This is a genomic window from Chthoniobacter flavus Ellin428, from assembly GCF_000173075.1.
GTDB lineage: Bacteria > Verrucomicrobiota > Verrucomicrobiia > Chthoniobacterales > Chthoniobacteraceae > Chthoniobacter > Chthoniobacter flavus.
This window is the reverse complement of record NZ_ABVL01000003.1, coordinates 327,321-340,725: the sequence shown is the minus strand read 5'-3', so window position 1 is coordinate 340,725 and position 13,405 is coordinate 327,321. Positions and strand designations below refer to the sequence as shown.

General features: G+C 61.6%; 11 protein-coding genes. 7 read left to right on the top strand and 4 right to left on the bottom strand.

Going from position 1 to position 13,405, the window contains the following annotated elements:
* The first annotated feature begins 79 nt into the window (after nucleotides 1-79).
* From CFE428DRAFT_RS33160 to CFE428DRAFT_RS06905, 3 genes are read left to right on the top strand one after another with little or no spacing between them, the layout of a single operon-like run.
* Nucleotides 80-1,891, top strand: coding sequence for a PVC-type heme-binding CxxCH protein (locus CFE428DRAFT_RS33160; RefSeq protein ID WP_006978771.1), 1,812 nt, complete (start codon nucleotides 80-82; stop codon nucleotides 1,889-1,891).
* A 17-nt stretch (nucleotides 1,892-1,908) separates the two neighbouring features.
* Nucleotides 1,909-3,621, top strand: coding sequence for a 3-keto-alpha-glucoside-1,2-lyase-like domain-containing protein (locus tag CFE428DRAFT_RS33155; protein WP_165920155.1), 1,713 nt, complete (start codon nucleotides 1,909-1,911; stop codon nucleotides 3,619-3,621).
* A 4-nt stretch (nucleotides 3,622-3,625) separates the two neighbouring features.
* Nucleotides 3,626-4,360 (top strand): hypothetical protein, encoded by a 735-nt coding sequence (locus CFE428DRAFT_RS06905; RefSeq protein WP_006978769.1) that lies wholly within the window; start codon nucleotides 3,626-3,628, stop codon nucleotides 4,358-4,360.
* A gap of 327 nt (nucleotides 4,361-4,687) precedes the next feature.
* Here the strand turns inward: CFE428DRAFT_RS06905 and larB are convergent, their stop codons facing one another.
* The 4 genes from larB to CFE428DRAFT_RS06885 all read right to left on the bottom strand — a co-directional run bounded on the left by larB (nucleotide 4,688) and on the right by CFE428DRAFT_RS06885 (nucleotide 9,081).
* The gene (larB, locus tag CFE428DRAFT_RS06900; RefSeq protein ID WP_006978768.1) at nucleotides 4,688-5,374 is read right to left on the bottom strand and encodes a nickel pincer cofactor biosynthesis protein LarB; all 687 of its coding nucleotides are present in this window, start codon (nucleotides 5,372-5,374) and stop codon (nucleotides 4,688-4,690) included.
* Nucleotides 5,375-5,377: 3 nt separating this feature from the next.
* Nucleotides 5,378-5,851, bottom strand: coding sequence for a GNAT family N-acetyltransferase (locus CFE428DRAFT_RS06895; RefSeq protein WP_042724612.1), 474 nt, complete (start codon nucleotides 5,849-5,851; stop codon nucleotides 5,378-5,380).
* A 97-nt stretch (nucleotides 5,852-5,948) separates the two neighbouring features.
* Nucleotides 5,949-6,848 carry a leucine-rich repeat domain-containing protein gene (locus CFE428DRAFT_RS06890; protein WP_006978766.1) on the bottom strand — a complete coding sequence of 300 codons (900 nt, stop codon included), beginning with the start codon at nucleotides 6,846-6,848 and terminating at the stop codon, nucleotides 5,949-5,951.
* A gap of 577 nt (nucleotides 6,849-7,425) precedes the next feature.
* Nucleotides 7,426-9,081, bottom strand: coding sequence for a nitrite/sulfite reductase (locus tag CFE428DRAFT_RS06885; RefSeq protein WP_006978765.1), 1,656 nt, complete (start codon nucleotides 9,079-9,081; stop codon nucleotides 7,426-7,428).
* A 1,618-nt stretch (nucleotides 9,082-10,699) separates the two neighbouring features.
* Here CFE428DRAFT_RS06885 and CFE428DRAFT_RS06880 point away from each other — a divergent pair.
* The 4 genes from CFE428DRAFT_RS06880 to CFE428DRAFT_RS33150 all read left to right on the top strand — a co-directional run bounded on the left by CFE428DRAFT_RS06880 (nucleotide 10,700) and on the right by CFE428DRAFT_RS33150 (nucleotide 13,349).
* Nucleotides 10,700-11,191: a hypothetical protein gene (locus CFE428DRAFT_RS06880; protein WP_042724536.1), complete on the top strand. Its 492-nt coding sequence runs from the start codon at nucleotides 10,700-10,702 to the stop codon at nucleotides 11,189-11,191.
* A 168-nt stretch (nucleotides 11,192-11,359) separates the two neighbouring features.
* Entirely contained in the window at nucleotides 11,360-11,740 is a 381-nt protein-coding gene (locus tag CFE428DRAFT_RS06875; protein WP_157447446.1) for a hypothetical protein, read from the top strand.
* A gap of 67 nt (nucleotides 11,741-11,807) precedes the next feature.
* Nucleotides 11,808-11,981 (top strand): hypothetical protein, encoded by a 174-nt coding sequence (locus CFE428DRAFT_RS37080; RefSeq protein ID WP_006978760.1) that lies wholly within the window; start codon nucleotides 11,808-11,810, stop codon nucleotides 11,979-11,981.
* A 120-nt stretch (nucleotides 11,982-12,101) separates the two neighbouring features.
* Nucleotides 12,102-13,349 carry a DUF4419 domain-containing protein gene (locus CFE428DRAFT_RS33150; protein ID WP_006978759.1) on the top strand — a complete coding sequence of 416 codons (1,248 nt, stop codon included), beginning with the start codon at nucleotides 12,102-12,104 and terminating at the stop codon, nucleotides 13,347-13,349.
* The last annotated feature ends 56 nt before the right edge of the window (nucleotides 13,350-13,405 follow it).

The following is a 13,405-nucleotide window of genomic DNA, read 5'->3' as shown; positions in this document are numbered from 1 at the left end:
AAAGCGGCCGGCCACGCGCTTGCCCCAGTGGATGTTGGATGTTCGATGTTGGGCGTTGGATGTTCATCTCCCTATCCCCATGCCTCCCCTGAAAACCTCCGCGCTATTGCTCGCGGCAGTCTGCACGTCTTCGTTGCTGAGTGCCGCCGAGTACAAGCCTCTCGAAGATCCCCGGCGTCCTATCGCCACTACGAAAAGCGTTCCGCCGAATGAAGCGCCGGCGAAGATGACGTTGCCGCCCGGCTTTCACGCCCAACTCGTGGCCAGTGAACCCGACATCGTCCAGCCGGTGGCCTACACCATCGACGACCGCGGCCGTCTGTGGGTGATCCAAAACACGAACTATCCGGTTTGTCCTGGCGAGCCGAAGGACAAGATCATCATCTTCGAGGACTTCGGTCCCGATGGCAAAGCGCGCAAAAGCACCGTCTTTTACGACAAGCTCACCTTCGCCACCGGCATCGCCGTGGGGCATGGAGGCGTGTGGGTCGGCGCGCCGCCGAATCTGCTCTTTTTTCCGGTGAAAGACGGCGAGGACAAGCCGGCGGGGGAACCGCAGGTCGTGCTCGACGGCTGGGGCAACGAGGACACGCACGAGACGCTGAATGATTTCACCTGGGGACCCGATGGCTGGCTCTACGGCACGCAAGGCATCTTCACTTTCTCCAACGTCGGCAAGCCCGGCGCGCCGGCCAGCGAGCGCCAGAAGCTCGACGCCTGCGTCTGGCGGTATCACCCGCTGAAGAAGAAGTTCGAAGTCTATTCCGAGGGCGCGAGCAACCAGTGGGGCGTGGATTGGAACGATTGGGGGCAGGCGTGCTTTGAAGCCTGCGTCATCCCGCACATGTGGCAGTGCATCCAGGGCGCGCGCTATCAGCGTCAGGCCGGACAGCATCCGAACAAGTTCACCTACGAGGACATCAAGACGATCGCCGATTTCGAATACGAGAAGCGCGCGTATTGCGGTGCGATGTTTTATCTCGGCGGCCAGTGGCCTGCGGAATACCGGAATACCTTTTTCTTCAACGACATCCACATGAGCAAGATGCGGAACGAGAAGATCGTCCGCGAGGGCTCTGGGCTGAAGAGCGAACGCCGGCCCGACTTTCTCGTGCCGAACGACCCGTGGTATCGCGGCTTGAGCCCGCAGTATGGGCCGGATGGCTCGGTCTTCGTGAACGACTGGTACGACAAGGTGCCGTGCCATCAGCAGCGCGATTACACCGACCGAAGCAATGGGCGCATCTACAAGCTCGTCTACGGCGACGTAAAGCCGGTCCAGGTCGATCTGCAAAAGGCGACCGATGCCGAACTCGTGCAGGATCAATTGAACGCCAACGATTGGTACGTGCGTCATGCCCGTCGCATCCTGCAGGAGCGCGGGCCGAAGCCCGAAGTGCAGGAAGCGCTCGCGAAGATCGTGCGCGAGAATCCCGATGAGACGCGCCAGTTGCGTGCGCTCTGGGCCTTGCACGGCATCAATGGGCTCACCGAATCGCTCGCCCTCGAGTCGCTCAAGAGCGCGCACGAATATCTCCGGGCGTGGACCATTCAGCTCGTTTGCGAGGACGGCACCCCCTCGGCGCCGTTGCTCGCGGAGATGGCGCGCCTGGCGAAGGAGGACCCGTCGCCGGTGGTGCGGCTCTATCTCGCGTCGGCCACGCAGCGCATCGACGTGGCCAAGCGCTGGCCGATTCTTACCGCGCTGGTCTCACATGCCGATGACGCCAATGATCACAATTTGCCGCTGATGATTTGGTACGCTGCCGAGCCGGCAGTCGGGGCCGACATCGCCAAGGGAGCGGAATTGCTGGCGAACTGCCGCATTCCGAAAATTCAGGAATTCATCTCGCGCCGGATCGCGGCCGCAGCCACTGCCAACGCCCAATGAGGATTTCACGGAAGATCGTGAGTGCGGCCCTGATCGCGCTCGGAATGTGGGTGTCGCCACTGCAGGCGCAGGAAGCTGCTCCGAAGGCGCTCGACGTGTTGCTGCAGACGCTCAGCCATATCGATAACCCCGACACGCAGGCCAACATCCTGCGGGGCATGAATGCCTCGCTCAAGGGCAAGCATGGGCTGGCCGCGCCGGCGAGTTGGGATGCGCTCTACGAGAAGCTGAAGACGAGCCCGAACGAAGAAGTGCGCCACGAGGCGCGGGCGCTGGCCGTCACCTTCGGTGGCAGTGCGGCGATGGCGGAGATGCGCAAGATTCTGGCCGACGACAAGGCCGACCCGAAGACCCGCGAGGCCGCGCTGGAATCGTTGCTCGCGGCCAAGGATCCGGAGACGCTTCCGCTGTTGCTCACGCTGGCCAAATCGGCGGGCCCGCTGCGGGCACCCGCTTTGCGTGGCCTGGCAATCTACGAAGATGCGCAGATCACCGACGTCCTCCTCGGCGTCTACCAGAAGCTGGATACTGCCGAAAAACGCGACGCGCTGAACACGCTGCTCGCCCGCCCGGCGAGTGCGCGCGCCTTTCTCGCAGCCATCGACGCCAAAACGCTGGCGCGAACGGAGATCACCGCGCCGGCCGCGCGCCAGTTGCAGGATCTGCATGACTCGCAGGTCGACCAGTGGCTGACGAAAAATTGGGGTGCTGTCCGCACTTCCCCAGCCGACAAGCAGGCGCAGATCGCCCATCTCAAGGAATTCGTGACCACGGGTTCGGTCTCGCGCGCCGACGTCAACCGCGGACGCGCGATCTTCACCCAGACCTGCGCAATCTGCCATACGCTCTTCGGCTTCGGCGCGAAGATCGGTCCCGAGTTGCCGGGCTCGTTCGAAGACATCAACTACCTGCTGCTCAACATCGTCGACCCCGACGCAATCATTGGGAAGGATTACCAGCAGGTGCTCGTGCACACGAAGGATGGGCAGACGCTGTCGGGCATCATCGCTTCCGACGATAGCTCCGCAGTGACACTCAAGTCGCTGGCCGGCGTGCTCACGGTGCAACGCGCGGATATCACCTCCATGGAGGTCAGCCCGCACTCGTTGATGCCGGAGGGGCTCATCACCTCGATGGACGAAGAAAGCGTGCGCGATCTCTTCCTCTACCTGCGCCAACGCGGACAGGTGCCGATGCTGGCCACGACCGTGAACGCGGCGGATTTCTTCAATGGTAGCGACCTCTCGTGGTGGCACGTGAAGAGCGGTGACTGGAAGGTGGAGAATGGGGAATTGGTCGGGCGGGCGAACGAGGGGAAGACGGCGATCCTGGCCAGCGACATGCTGGCTGATCACTTCACGCTCACTGCACAGATCAAAGTGTCGGGCGAAGAGCCAGCGGCGGAGCTTGCCTTTCATGGATTGCGGGAGACGCCGCCGTTCAAAGGCGTTTCGTTGAGCTTCGGTGGTGCGACGCCGCCGAACATCTGGCGCTATGACCTTGGCGAGAAGCCGGTCGATGTGCCGGGAACGGTCGCTCTTCCGCCGAACCAGTGGACGACCTGCCGCATTGTCTCGAACGGTCGCGACGTGGCCGTCACGCTGGGCAATCAGCCGGCCTTTCATCTCATCGATACACCCGCCGGCCGCAACGCCTTCGCCTTCTATCTGCGAGGGAAGAACGCCGAATTGCGGGTGAAGGACGTGAAGCTGGAGATCCCGGAGAAGTAGCGCCATGCGCGGCCTCGTTCTCGGCTGCCTTCTGTTCCTGTGCGCGCTGTTGGCGCGTGCAGAGGATGGGCCGGGAACCTTGCGGCTGCTCGATGGCGGGTTCGCCCCCAGCGGAGCGAACTTCGAAGTCGCCTTCGAGTTCTCCGATCTGAAGCCGACTCCGCCGACGGTGAAACCGCCGGCGGCACTAGCCGCTCCCGCTGTCGCCACGCCGGCGATGGAGTGGTCCGGTCCGAAGGGAGTCGCCGCTCGATTGGAAATCTGTTGTGTCGGGTGGCCGATTGGCTTGGGCGAGGGGACACTGGCTGGGGCGCACTTGCGGCTGACGAATTCGACCGACCGTGTGGTGCACACGACGTTGTCCGTCAGGATCGTGCCGCGAGAAGAGATTCACGCACTGGCTTTCGAGCGGCATGCCTTTCTCATTGCGGGTCGTCCGGTGCTGATCTCGGACACGCCCTCCCGTGGCGCCATCCTGGCCGATTCACCCTTTGCACCGCGACCGCTCACGCCGGAGGATCGGGCGCATGTGGAATCGGCGAAGGGTGAGTGTCGTGGCGAGATGCTCTTCGATCTTACCTTGCCACCGGGCCAGTCGCAGACGCTGGGATTCATCAGCCCCGTGCAGCTTCCGCAGGGCAGCGAACCGGATCTGGATTTCTATCGCGAGCTGTCCGTCGGCAAGCTCTTTGCGGAGGCGGAGAAGCAGCGGGGGTCGGGCGATGGGAAGAAGCGGTGAGATCTGGAGGGCGGTGCTCCACCCTGATCTTTACCCGCATTTAATCCGAACGCGGCTCCCTCCACGCGGTCATTCTGAGCGCAGTGCCCGAGGGCGAAGGGGGTGGGCACGCAGTCGAAGAACCCGGCTGAACAACCAGCGACATAGCCATGGGATTGGGGGCTAACACCGGACGAACAACCGGCGAACATCGCTGGTTGTTCGACGGGGTTCTTCGACTGCGCGCTCCCCACTGGCCCGCGAGCGCTCCGCTCAGAATGACCGCGAGGGGAGGGCCGCCCTCGGATTAAATCCGGGTAATGCTTGGGACGAAGCAGCGCCCTCCAATCAGGAGCCGCCTTTCGCCGGAAGCAATCGCGTAATCTGCGCCGCGGCATATGCCGCACCGAAGCCGTTGTCGATATTCACCACGGTCACTCCACTGCCGCAGGAGTTGAGCATGCCGAGCAGTGCCGCCAGACCGCCGAAGCTCGCCCCGTAGCCGACGCTGGTGGGCACGGCGATGACGGGTTTGCTGACGAGTCCCGCGACGGCGCTGGGCAGCGCGCCTTCCATGCCCGCGGCCACGATCAAAACGGAGCAGGCTTCCAGTCGATCGCGCGCCGCGATGAGACGATGCACCCCGGCCACACCGACATCGGTGATGCGGTCCACTTTGTTCCCGAAAATCTCGAGAGTCACCGCCGCTTCATCAGCCACGGGCAAATCTGAAGTGCCGGCGCAGATCACACCGACGACGCCCTCCGACTTCGGCCAGGGTTCGAGCTCCACGGTGAGGCTACGCGCGCGGGCGTGCCATTTTGCCGTGGGAAAACTCGCCGAGAGTGCCCGGTGCTGCTCTTCATTGGCCCGGGTCACCAGCAACACGCCATTTTTTTCCAAGAGGACCTTGCCGATGGCCACCACTTCCTCCGGCGTCTTGCCGGCGCCGAAAATCACTTCCGGAAATCCGCAGCGGCGGGTGCGGTCGGTATCCACACGGGCAAACCCGAGATCGACGAACGGTTCCGACATTTCCTAGGCGCTGGCTGACGTGTTCAGGATCAAGCGCATCGGCACCATGTGCGACTCGGTGAAACCGTGTGCCTTGAAGAAGCGCTGGCCGTCCGCGTTGAGCCGGTCCGTGAGCAAGGTGATCCGCTGAAAATCCTTCTTCTTCGCATACTCGATCGCGTGCTGAAGCAACTTGTCGCCGAAGCGCACGCCACGATGGTCGCGATGCACGATCACATCCTCGAGCAGGACGACAAAGCCGCCCTCCGCCGTGCTGATCGTGAAGAGCAGGTTGATCATCCCGAGGATCATCCCGTTCTGCCGCAGGACGAAAATGCGCCCGCGATTCGGTTGCTCCAGGATGAGTCGCAGGCCGCGCATCTGCTTGGCGCGATTGGGCACGAAATCGGCCTCCTGCGTGAACAGGTCAAACAGGAGATCGGTGAGCTGCGGCAGGTCTTCCAGCGTCGCTTGCTCGATGTGAGGCTCTTCATCCATGGGCAAAACGCCGGGCTTATCGCACAATTTTACCGTACTGGAAAGGGTGGTGTGGAACATTCGCCAAAAATCGTGTCCCGCACCCCCGTTGGCCGCCCTATCGGGCGCCAAAAAGACCGTCGATGCGCTTGCGGGCGGCTTCGTTGGGCGCGGTCCACTTGATGTCCGCTTTCGGCAACTCTTGCCGCAGTTCGGCGATCTGTGCCTCAGGGATGTCGATGCCATCGAGCGTCAGGCGTTTGAGATTCGGGAGCTGTTTCAATTTGCCGAGCGCCGGCAGGGTCAACCGCGCTTCCTGCAGACTCAGCATTTCCAGGGAAGGCATTCCCGCGACGGCGGCGACCGTGTCGTCGGAAACCATCACCGGCGGCTTGTTGGCCAGGCGCTGGCCGATGGTCAACGACTTGAGTTCCTTCAACGCCTGCAGTTTGCGGATGCCTTCGACCGTCGCTCCCGCGTGCCAGGTCCGGAATTCCTTGAGATGGGCGATCTGCGCAACCGCGGCGAGGCCGTCATCGCCGAATTCCGTCGAGCCAGCGACCGTGAGCCGCTCCAGATTCGGAATCGCCGCCAGCGCCGCGAGGCCGGTCCCGGTGAAGCTCTTGCCCGGATGAAAGAACGCGATGCTGCGCAATGCCTTGCAGGCGGCCAGCGTGCGTACGCCTTCGTCCGACGCGGTCATCCCATTCGTGGACAACTGCTCCAGCGCGGGCAATCCCGCCAGCGCCTTCAACCCGGCGTCATCCAATCCCGCGCCGCACCCCAGCATCTTCAAGTGATCGAGCCCGCGAATCTGCCGATAGTCCGCGTCCGTCAACCCCTTGTTATCCTTGAAAGCGAGCCCGGTGATTTCACCCGCAGTCTCGGTCACCTGCGCGCCTTTGGCTTGAAGCGCCGCGACGACCGCGGGGTCGCCGGCGAACCCGTTTGGTGCGAAGCCGAGGGTGAGACTCAAAGTCAGGACGGCCAGGGGGAAGGCAATAGGGGAACGCGTCATAAGGCGTCGAGACTATCGCAATCCGCGAAACCCTAAAAGCTTCGAGCTTCGGGATGGTGGCCTGTGGCAGTGGTCTGTGACCTGATCTTGACTCAAATCTTGGCGGACGCGTCCGAGTCGTTGCGGTGCAGAGGCAGGTTGTCCCGGAGGGACAAAGGATTTTAGCCTGCTCGCCCACCCACCAACGCCTCTGTTCCCTTCCTCCGCCTCGGGGACCGAGCGAGCTTGCGAGCGACACCCCCGGAACACGTCCCTCATATGGATGCGCCCCGGAGGTGGCGCGGGAATCCTTCGATGGGGAGAGTTTCCTCCGCCCCTTCAGGGCGGACCCGTGGAGGAATGGATATCCGGTGGCTGCGCCTGTTCGCTTGAAGCTCACAGACTTGCGCACCGGCTAAATTCCTTTGTCCCTCCGGGACAGGCTGCTGCATCGCCAGATCTGACTCGGTGGCACCAACTAAGATGCGGGCCAAAGGTCAGCTTATAGAGCGCTGCTACAGCATGCCACCGACGCTCATAAAGCGTCGCTACAAGCACACGCCCTCGAGAGGCGATGTCGCTGCCAAGGCCCGCGCCCTTACTTCCAATCCAGCGCCGTGAGGATCTCGTCCTTCGGCACGCGATCGGTGAAGTCGGCGAACGTCTCTTCGCCCTGCTTCTTCGCTTCGTAGACCTTCAGCAGCTTGTCGATGAACAGATGCACGTCCTTGGCGATGATCTTGCCCTTCAGTAGATCGTTGAAACGGCGGTTGTGGCCGAGCCGGCCGCCGATGAACGCGTCGAAGGCATCCACCATCTCGCCGTTCACCTTCGTCCGCGCGCCGCGGAAGCCGATATCGGCGATCTGATGCTGGCCGCAGCTCGACGGGCAGCCGCTGAAATGAATCCGGATCTTGCCCTTGTACCAGCCCGATTGCGTCTCCAACTGGCCGATGAGCTCGAGCATGCGGTTCTTCGTCTCCGACACCGCGAGATTGCAGAACTCGATGCCCGTGCAGCTCACGCAACCCTTGCGGAAATTGCTCGGCTGGTAGTCGTAGCCCAGCGCGTCGAGCTCCGCCTTCAGCCCCGGCAGATTCGCCTCGGGCACGTTGACGATCAGCAAATTCTGCTTGTTCGTGAGGCGGACCGGCTCCTGCCCGGGCGCGCAATACTTCGCGGCCAGCTTGCTCACGTGGCCCAGCGCACGGTTGCGCACGCGACCGCCGGGGAAGCACACGCCCACCCAGTAGAGGCCTTCCTGCTTCTGCTTGTGCACGCCGAGGTGATCGGTCTCCTGATCCTTCACCACCTCGAAATCCGTGTGCCGCTCCAGCTTGAAGCCGAGGCGTTCCTCGATCTTCTCAGCGAGATATTCGCCGCCGCCATTTTCGCCGCCGCCCAGCTTCCACCAGTCTTCGACGAGGAACTTGAAGCGCGCATTGTTGCGCTTCAGGCGATAGCCGTCGTCGCGGAAAATCTTGCTCACTGCTTCCACCACCGGCCAGACCTGTTCCGGCTTGATGAACACCGGCACCATCTTGGCCAGCTTCGGCGCCGAGCTCAGGCCGCCGCCGATCTTGATGCCATAGCCGCGCTCTTCCTGGCCATTGACCACGCGCTTCAGGCCGAAGACGCCCGTGCAATTGATATCCGGCTGCGCGCAGTGAATGCAGCACCCGCTCACGCTGATCTTGTATTTGCGCGGCAGATTGGAAAATTCGCGGTTGTTCTCGATCGCGTGATTCACCTCGAGCAACTGCGGCGTGCCGTCGAGGATTTCATTCGGATCGATGCCTGCCACCGGGCAACCCACCACGTTGCGGCCGATGTCGCCGCAAGCGCCGCTGGTATTCATCCCCACCTCGTGGAGGATGGAGAAAATCGCCGGGATATCCTCGATCTGCAGCCAGTGAAACTGGATCGTCGTGCGCGTCGTGATATCGCAGAACCCATGGGCAAACCGCTCCGTGATTTCATTGAGCGCCGCCGCCTGGGCCACCGTGAGCCGGCCGCCGGGAACGCGCACGCGCATCATGAAATAGCCCGAATCCTTCGGCTTCTGGCGGTAAACGCCATACCATTTCATGCGATCGAAATCGTCCGGGCTGATGGAAGCGAACCCGGTCTTCGCATAGCGATAGATGTCGTGAATGACATCGAGACCGTCTTTCTCGAGCTTCATCTTCTCCTGCGGGGTGAGGGGGATGAGGCCTTGCTTAACGGCGGCGAAATTGGGTTGAATATCGATCATCGGCTTTAAAAAGAAGGGGCGAAAATGTAAGGAAGCCGCGCGTAATGGCAAGGCATTTGTCCGGTGTATGACAGAGGAGATGGTCGAATGGACCTAAAGTGGGATGAATGAGGGGCTTCGGTGACCACAATTGGACACGGCGGGGGGAAGAAGTTGATAGTTGAGGGTGGATAGTGGATAGCCGTGCTTTTGCCTGCCGGACGCAGCTTCCAGATCGAAATTCTGCAATTTCTGCAAATTCGGCATACCCCCCCACCCGGGAGTGGGGAAGTGAGTCCGGGAGAGTGAAGCGGTCCCCTTCGACCTACCGGGTCGGGAAGATGATCCAATGCCTATTCACAATCGTCCCAATGTATTCCATGGAGTCCCACTGGACAGTGACGCTTCCCATGCGGCAGTTCCCAATCCCCTTTACCGCCTCAACCCGGAATGAACCTGTAAAGGAATCAGAACGATGGCACCCCCATTCAACCCCGCGACGCGCCGCGCTTGAAAGACCTGCTGCCATGACCGACCGCACCTTTGATCCGCTCCGCGGGGGGAGCCCTGTTGAAATTGCAGAATTTGCCGAATTACCCGTCCCCGATGCCGCCGCTTGGCGGGCGGGTGGCAATTTCTGCATACCCCCCAACCCGGGAAATGGTGAGATGAGCCCGGGAAGGGCGAAGTGGTTTCCTTCAGTCTTTCGAGCCGGGAAGATGATCCAATGCCTATTCACAATCGTCCCAATGTATTCCATGGAGTCCCACTGGACGGTGACGCTTCCCAGGCGGCAGTTCCCAATCCCCTTTACCGCCTCAACCCGAATGAACCCGTGAAGGATATGAACGATCGCACACCCATTCAACCCGGCGCCGGGCCGCACTTGAAAGACCTACTGCCATGACCGACCGCACCTTTGATCCGCTCCGCGGGGGGAGCCCTGCAGAAATTGCAGAATTTGCAGAAGACCTGCTGCCAGGAGCGACGGCAGGTTGATCCGCCTTCGCGGGGGGAGCCCTGCAGAATTTGCAGAAATTGCAGAATTTGCCGAATTGCGTGCTGCTATGACCGGCCGCACCGAAAATTCTCTCGAGCCGGGAAGATGATCCAATGCCAATCCATGATCGTCCCAGTGTATTCCATGGAGTCCCACTGGACGGTGACGCTACCCATACGGCAATCCCAGTCACCTTCACCGCCTCAACCCGAAATGAACCCGTGAAGGATCTGAGCGATTGCACAGCCATTCAACCCGGCGCCGCGCCGCACTTGAAAGACCTGCTGCCATGAGGGACCGCACCTTTTACCCACTCCGCGGGGGGAAGCCCTGTTGAAATTGCAGAATTTGCCGAATTACCCGTCCCCGATGCGGGCATTTCCAGCCATCCCCTCGTTACGAAAAGGAGGTGAGCCTGCCCCGCTATCGTGGACGGGATTGGGGGGGAGAATGAGGGCGAAGCAGTTTCCACTTGTCTCGCCGGTCGCCAGAGACTGCAATATCCGCCATGGTGTCGTTTCGCTTTGGCCCTCTCTCGGTGATCGGACGGATGATACGACACCCCACCGCTTTTTTCCGCGACACCCTGTCGCCTACTTTACGTTAGGCGTCGCTACGCAAAACTGACATCCGACGAAAATGGGCGCAGAAGGTGACGACAACCTAGACAACGATGGCGCGGGAGACCTTCTCGCCGAGATCTCCACCGCATTGACGCAACGGATTCTCAAGTTGCTGGTTCATCCACGCGCCCATGAGTATGACGACGAAGAGATTGCAGAGTTGTTTGTGCGTATCGAGATGCTCTTTGCCCTCCACGATCGCCGGATGCTCTCGATAGCCCCCGAACCAGAAGAGCTGCGAAAGCTTGTCGATCCATACCTGGCTCGGTGGGAGGCATACCACCGCGCTGCGGGTCACGAACCACCCGGGAAACGGAAGGCATCGATGATCGGCACCTTTCAACAATTGCTCCGCGTGTCGATCGAGGTCATCCAGGAGCGGGGATCGTTTGTCCCCGTGGAGCGCGACCCTCAGGCGATGTCCGATATGGAGCGCGAGCACCACGAGAGGATGATGCGAGTCTTCGATGCAGTTGAACGTCGCTCCGATGACACCCGCAACGCCTAGCAATGCGCTGCGAAACTGCTCCGGCCGTCATGCCTGTGCTCCCCAAAGCACCCCCAACGCAGCAGTCCTGGCTCGCCCATGGACCGAGCTCCACTTGTCCCGTACACCGCCGCCTCGGCCGTTCCGCCGCAGTCGCCGAGCTTGGGGGCGTTGACTGAGCGCACCCATATGGAAGAGCAATTCGAACCCAATTTGTTCCAGTTATTTCGAGAGGAGGGGCCGGTGGGGTTGTTGGTCATCGTTGCCTCTGTCACCTGCACCTTGTGGCTTCTCATCTCGCGAATTCGAGGATGCTTCCGCTTGCAGCCAACACGGATTCCCCGCGATCTTGCCTTGCTCATGACCGGCCCCGTCACCGCGACACTCTACTCCGTGATAAAAGCCCTGGTGGCGGTGCAGGCCTATGTGCGGGGGGGTATCGATTCGGATTTTGTGCTGATCTACGGGCTGCAAGGCCCCAAGGCGATCTGCATTGTCGCATTGCTTGGCTTTCTTCTCAGTGTCATTGCCTTCACACTCCCGTCGAAATCCGAGGCCAAAGTCGCCTGATCATGCGCTGCAGGCGAACGGACCGGGAGCCGATGGTCAAGAGCTGGAGGCCACGGCGCAGATCAACATGACTCACCTGAATATCCGCGACCCGGAGGTTCCCGCCGAAGAGCGCTGGAGAATCGCCCTGTGGCTGACCGACCGCACCGATGATGAGGTCCCCGCCGGGAGCCAAATCCTCGTGGCGCCGGAGGTGCGTGAGGCTATTCTTCCCGCCGGTCCTGTCTCACCCGGCTCGTAAACGGCAGAGCGCGGTAGCCGCATTTTGGCTCGATTTTTCGCCTACCCGGGCGGAGCGTCCCGGTGCCGGCCACATAAGCTCTCTTCGGCAGTATTCGCGGCGAGAACCGTCCAAAGCCACATGAATGAACCAACCACCACGTTCGCGGTCTCGCCAGTAACTCCGGCGACCGAGCTCTTGCCGGAGTTACCCTATCGGCGAGCCATCGACTTTCTGCTCCACGCGCCGCTCCGAAGTAAGCGCGACCGCCTGGAGGAGCAAATCGGAACCTTCGAGGGACTCACGGGCCACGTGCCGCAGCAGACTGCGGATTGGCTGCAGTCGCTCCGGCAGAAGCTCGCCGTCGTCAAAGCGCGCGAAGCGGACTCGACCGGTGCCATCGAGGCTTGTTCGCGCTATCATCATCGGCTCATCGCCGGGGTCCAGGGGCATCCCGTCGTGGCCGCACTCCATCATAGCTTCACCGATCATCGTCCCTTGTGCCTCTCGCCCGACATGATCTGGCTGCTTCTCTGCCAGGGCGTGGCGCACCACGTCAACGCCCAAGCCGAAATTCTGCGTCCCCAGCTCGTGCAGCACAAAGGAAAACTCAAGATCAAGGTACGCAGGGACGAATTCATCAAAGGTTCGCCGGATAACTTGTGGGACGGAGTGATTGATGAATTCTCAGCCGAGGTGCGAGAGTACATCGGTACGACACACGATCTTTTCCTGCCGCGGTTCTCGACGACCGGTGCGAACGAACGCCTCGCCGCGGAGATCGTGCTCCTCGACGCGGTGCATAGTTACTTCGACTATGAGCTCGAGACCCTCTGCGGCATTCCGGCCATCACCCTCGAGGGGACTCCGGAGGACTGGCAGGCGCTGGCCGAGCGGGCCCAGGCTTTCAGCACGTTCGACCTCGAGTGGTGGTTAATCCCGCTCCAGCCCGTCCTCCAGGAGTTTGTCGCCGCGTCGCGCGGAGAGGTCCGCCCCACTTTTTGGGAGTCGATTTATAAGTTCCAAAGCATCAGCGGCGGCGCCGCAGTCACCGGCTGGATCGCCGCATTCTTCCCCTATTTCAAGGACGCTCAGGGCGACGCCACGGAAGAAAATGCCTGGCTGATCGAGGGAGGCGAGAAACTTCAACGGCTCCTCGCCGGAGAATGGGATGCCCCGCTCTGTTACCATCATAACCCATCGCCCGGAGCTTTTCCCAGCGGGCTGGCCCGGGCCCCATTTGTCTGGACCTATCTCTGGGAAGAGCTCGAGATGGAGTTGCTTGGCGGCTTCGTCGGCGTAGCCCAGGATCAAGCCACCTTGACCCTTCGCCCGGAGATCGGCTGGGTCATCCAACCCCGCACTGCTCCGCGAGACAACCCCGCGTAACCACGGCCCGATGGATGCAGCAATATAGCGGAAACACTCACGAGACCGAGGTGAGC

What these genes read in the sequence shown, in the direction of transcription:
- CFE428DRAFT_RS06905 (WP_006978769.1), top strand. Translation starts at nt 3,626, where the DNA reads ATGCGCGGCCTCGTTCTCGGCTGCCTTCTGTTCCTGTGCGCGCTGTTG.
- CFE428DRAFT_RS33150 (WP_006978759.1), top strand. Translation starts at nt 12,102, where the DNA reads ATGAATGAACCAACCACCACGTTCGCGGTCTCGCCAGTAACTCCGGCG.
- CFE428DRAFT_RS37080 (WP_006978760.1), top strand. Translation starts at nt 11,808, where the DNA reads ATGACTCACCTGAATATCCGCGACCCGGAGGTTCCCGCCGAAGAGCGC.
- CFE428DRAFT_RS06875 (WP_157447446.1), top strand. Translation starts at nt 11,360, where the DNA reads ATGGAAGAGCAATTCGAACCCAATTTGTTCCAGTTATTTCGAGAGGAG.
- CFE428DRAFT_RS06895 (WP_042724612.1), bottom strand. Translation starts at nt 5,851, where the DNA reads ATGGATGAAGAGCCTCACATCGAGCAAGCGACGCTGGAAGACCTGCCG.
- larB (WP_006978768.1), bottom strand. Translation starts at nt 5,374, where the DNA reads ATGTCGGAACCGTTCGTCGATCTCGGGTTTGCCCGTGTGGATACCGAC.
- CFE428DRAFT_RS33160 (WP_006978771.1), top strand. Translation starts at nt 80, where the DNA reads ATGCCTCCCCTGAAAACCTCCGCGCTATTGCTCGCGGCAGTCTGCACG.
- CFE428DRAFT_RS06890 (WP_006978766.1), bottom strand. Translation starts at nt 6,848, where the DNA reads ATGACGCGTTCCCCTATTGCCTTCCCCCTGGCCGTCCTGACTTTGAGT.
- CFE428DRAFT_RS06885 (WP_006978765.1), bottom strand. Translation starts at nt 9,081, where the DNA reads ATGATCGATATTCAACCCAATTTCGCCGCCGTTAAGCAAGGCCTCATC.
- CFE428DRAFT_RS06880 (WP_042724536.1), top strand. Translation starts at nt 10,700, where the DNA reads ATGGGCGCAGAAGGTGACGACAACCTAGACAACGATGGCGCGGGAGAC.